This window comes from Xenorhabdus sp. BG5 (assembly GCF_015163665.1).
GTDB lineage: Bacteria > Pseudomonadota > Gammaproteobacteria > Enterobacterales > Enterobacteriaceae > Xenorhabdus.
This window is the reverse complement of the sequence record NZ_JADEUG010000063.1, coordinates 1-3,575: the sequence shown is the minus strand read 5'-3', so window position 1 is coordinate 3,575 and position 3,575 is coordinate 1. Positions and strand designations below refer to the sequence as shown.

6 protein-coding genes are annotated in these 3,575 nt (G+C 30.6%); 1 reads left to right on the top strand and 5 read right to left on the bottom strand.

Features of this window, described 5'->3' with window-relative positions:
* A partial coding sequence (locus IQ209_RS17715; protein WP_339378919.1) for a DUF1240 domain-containing protein occupies positions 1 to 387 on the bottom strand: 387 nt, incomplete at its 3' end.
* A gap of 1 nt (position 388) precedes the next feature.
* Positions 389 to 1,285, bottom strand: coding sequence for a hypothetical protein (locus IQ209_RS17710; protein ID WP_193852501.1), 897 nt, complete (start codon positions 1,283 to 1,285; stop codon positions 389 to 391).
* 402 nt (positions 1,286 to 1,687) lie between these two features.
* Between IQ209_RS17710 and IQ209_RS17705 the strand changes: the two genes are divergently transcribed.
* Positions 1,688 to 2,167, top strand: coding sequence for an Hcp family type VI secretion system effector (locus tag IQ209_RS17705; protein ID WP_193852500.1), 480 nt, complete (start codon positions 1,688 to 1,690; stop codon positions 2,165 to 2,167).
* Positions 2,168 to 2,201: 34 nt separating this feature from the next.
* Here IQ209_RS17705 and IQ209_RS17700 read toward each other — a convergent pair whose 3' ends face one another.
* Genes IQ209_RS17700 through IQ209_RS18520 form a run of 3 tightly spaced genes read right to left on the bottom strand, consistent with a single transcriptional unit; the run spans position 2,202 to position 3,529 of the window.
* Entirely contained in the window at positions 2,202 to 2,639 is a 438-nt protein-coding gene (locus tag IQ209_RS17700) for a DUF1240 domain-containing protein (protein ID WP_339378918.1), read from the bottom strand.
* Positions 2,632 to 3,222, bottom strand: a complete 591-nt coding sequence (locus tag IQ209_RS17695) for a hypothetical protein (RefSeq protein ID WP_228005973.1) — start codon at positions 3,220 to 3,222, stop codon at positions 2,632 to 2,634. The genes IQ209_RS17700 and IQ209_RS17695 overlap by 8 nt, the downstream gene beginning before the upstream one ends.
* On the bottom strand, positions 3,194 to 3,529 hold the full coding sequence (locus IQ209_RS18520; protein ID WP_228005972.1) for a hypothetical protein: 336 nt from the start codon (positions 3,527 to 3,529) through the stop codon (positions 3,194 to 3,196). The genes IQ209_RS17695 and IQ209_RS18520 overlap by 29 nt, the downstream gene beginning before the upstream one ends.
* Positions 3,530 to 3,575 lie beyond the last annotated feature (46 nt).

Below are 3,575 nucleotides of genomic sequence, written 5' to 3'. Positions count from 1 at the left end.
TTTACATAGGGATATATCTTTTACATATTTATTAGGGGCCATCCATGATGATTTATCACATGTAATGTAATTTTCGTTTTTTAATTTAAAATCAACATAAAAAGAAAGAAAAAAATTAAAAATAAATCCTATTACAGCGATAAAACCAAATATACTTCCTATTTTATTATTGAAATTCACCTGTTTTTTAGTTATAAGGTACTGGAATAGCAATAAAGAAAAATACATACATAATGGGCTGACCCAGATAAACCAAGCGCTTTTTGTTGAAAAGGTAATAATGTCATTTCTAGCTAAAAATCCTCTATAATCATTTATTGATACTAAACCAAGAGCACCAACGCACATAAATGCTACAGCGACTACAAATACTTTTAATCTACTCACATTATCCACGAGAATATCTACCCCACATACTAAAAAATTGGTCAGGGTGGTAAGGTGTAGGTGTTTTTATCTTATGTTCTTTAATTTTTTTAATGATAGTTTCACTAATTTTAAAGTGGTCATCTAACAAATATAAAACTGCAGCAATACCTATTCCAAGAGCGAAAACACCAATAGCTACAAGGGTAGCACTAGCCCCAATAGCAAAAATTGGTGAAGTTACTATTGCACCAACAGCAAGCTTAGCTATTGTTGTTGCTACAATTAATTTCGCCATATCCATTGATAAATTAACAAAAAAATCTGTTAGGCTATATTCATCCTCAAGCAGTAATTCAACAGCTCTATATCCAGCAGAAAATACAATGCCGAACCTGGCACCTGAAGAAATATTACTTTCCATAGCGACAGAACCGACGCCAACCTCCATTATTTTTTTATTATTGATAAGATATCTTGTAGCATTCAAATATCGTCTGACGCTTGGAGTGTCAGTGAGTTTTATATATCTTTCGCCATTTTTTCCTAAATACCCTATCGCTTTTATTCCTTTTCCTTTTAATTCATTTATTATATGTGTGGCTATTCCAATGTTTATAGGTTTGAAATGTTTTGCCACTTTAAAAACTCCTGGAGCATCTTTTATATTTCCGGCAAAATTTGATAAGACATCAGTGACTGGAAACACAGTATCATTTAGGAATGATTTAATATCACTCCCTAATTCTTTCAGAAAAATAACAGCTTCACTTTGATCTAATAAGGTATGGTAATCTACGTTTTCATTCAGTTGCTTTTCAAGATCTTTATAATTAATGTAATCCATTTGTTTTTTAAAATTTGCTTCATAGTCAAAATCATCTTCAACCCATGTTCTTAAGCGAAGATCATATTTCATTTAATAACTCCTTTTTATTTAAAGTTAATATTTTATCGGACTAAATTGTTTTTTCTTTAATTTTTATGAATTATTGTGAACCAGGTCAAGTTTTCCTATCGGAGCATTACATTGTGTTTTGAGTTGTTCAACGAGATGGTAAGTGCAGGCTATTGTGTTGTAATTTCTGTTCACGCCTTAAATCCGTGGTAATGTCTTGTAGACAGCATTGCACCGCCGATAATCAAATAAAAACTGCAAGTTAAATCGCAATTTTTATATATACTTAATAAAAATTATTAATAATAAATCTATTAAAAGGATATTTTTTTATATTTATATGTCTTTTTTTATTCTTATTTATATGTTAGGTTTTAAACTTAAGCTATCAGATTGAATGATAAAAACTAGGATGGTATTTGTATGTCATACATGATTTATTTATCTTTAAATGGTAAAAAACAAGGCCTAATTTCTGCGGGGTGTTCAACTCCAGACTCAATAGGAAACAGGTATCAAAATGGACACGAAGATCAAATACAGGTACTGAGTTTAAACCATACAATAACGCGACAACAGAATGTCAGCCATCAGCCAATACAGTTCATTAAACCAGTGGATAAATCATCACCATTATTAGCGATGGCAATAGATTCCAACGAATCTCTAAATGGTACTTTTGTTTTTTACAGAACGAGTCAAGCTGGGCAATTAGAATTATTCTATGAAGTCAAAATCACGGAAGCCACTATCACTGACATTTCCTGTGAATATCCACATTCTGTAAATAATTTCGATGCCATGCCACATGAAAGGATTTTTCTAAATTACAAATCAATTTCATGGAATCATATAACAGCCGGCACGTCAGCCTATAGTATATGGGAAGACAGAACCTATTAATAAAATAAGCATAGCAAAATGCTATGCTTATTGATTATTTGCATAAGGATATATTTTTTACATACTTATTAGTTGCCATCCATGATGATTTATCACATAGAAAATAATTTTCATTTTTTAGTTTAAAATTAACATAAAAAGAAAAAAACAAAGAAAAAACAAATCCAAATATCGCTATAAAGGTAACCAGCCCTCCAATTTTACTACTACTTAAATTTATCTTTTTTTTATTACTTAAAAACATCTTATTTTTATTTAAAAAAGACTTAAATAACAATATGGATATATACATACACAATGGGCTGCACCAAATAAACCAAGCACTTATGGTTGAAGATGTAATAATATCGCTTCTGGCTAAAAAACCTCGATAATCGATTGTAGACGCTAACACACCAATAACCGAAGCACTCATAAATATTAATGCAGAAATAAATATTTTCACTCTAGATGGAGTGTTTTTATTACCCACGATAATACCTTCCCCAAGCATTGAAAATTTGATCTGGATGATAAGTACTTATAGGAGTTTTTACCTTATGTTCTTTTAATCTCTTAATTATAGTTTCACTAATTTTAAATTCGTCATCTAACCACATTAACCCCCAAACAACAAGCGCCCCAATTATGAAAACGCCGATAGCTATAGCAGTAGTACTAAGAGCAGCAGTAACAACAAACGAAGTTGCTGCTGCAACTGTTGCTTTTGCTATTATAGTTGCAACAATAATCTTCGCTATATCCATCGATAAATTAACAAAAAAATTAGTTAAATCATACTCACTCTTAAACATCAATTCAATAGATCTATACGCAGCAGAATATATAACACCAAACCTAGCCCCTTTAACAATACTACTTTCCATAGCTACAGAACCGACCCCAACCTCCATTATTTTTTTATTATTGATAAGATATCTTGTAGCATTCAAATATCGTCTGACGCCTGGCGTGTCAGTGAGTTTTATATATCTTGTGCCATTTTTTCCCAAATATTCTATAGCTTTTATCCCCTTTCCTTTAAGTTCATTTATTATATTGCGTAAAAATCCCAATATTTATAGGCTTGAAATGTTTTGCCACTGTAAAAATCCCAGGCGTATCTTTTATATTTCCAGCAAAATTTGACAAGACATCAGTGACTGGAAATACATTATAATTTATAAATGATTTAATATTACCCCCTAATTCTTTCAGAAAAATAACAGCTTCACTTTGATCTAATAAGGCATGGTAATCTACGTTTTCATTCAGTTGCTTTTCAAGATCTTTATAATTAATGTAATCCATTTGTTTTTTAAAATTTGCTTCATGGTCAAAATTATCTTCAACCCATGTTTTTAAGCGAGGATCATATTTCATTTAATAACTCCTTTTTATTTAAAGTTAATATTTTATCGGACTAAAT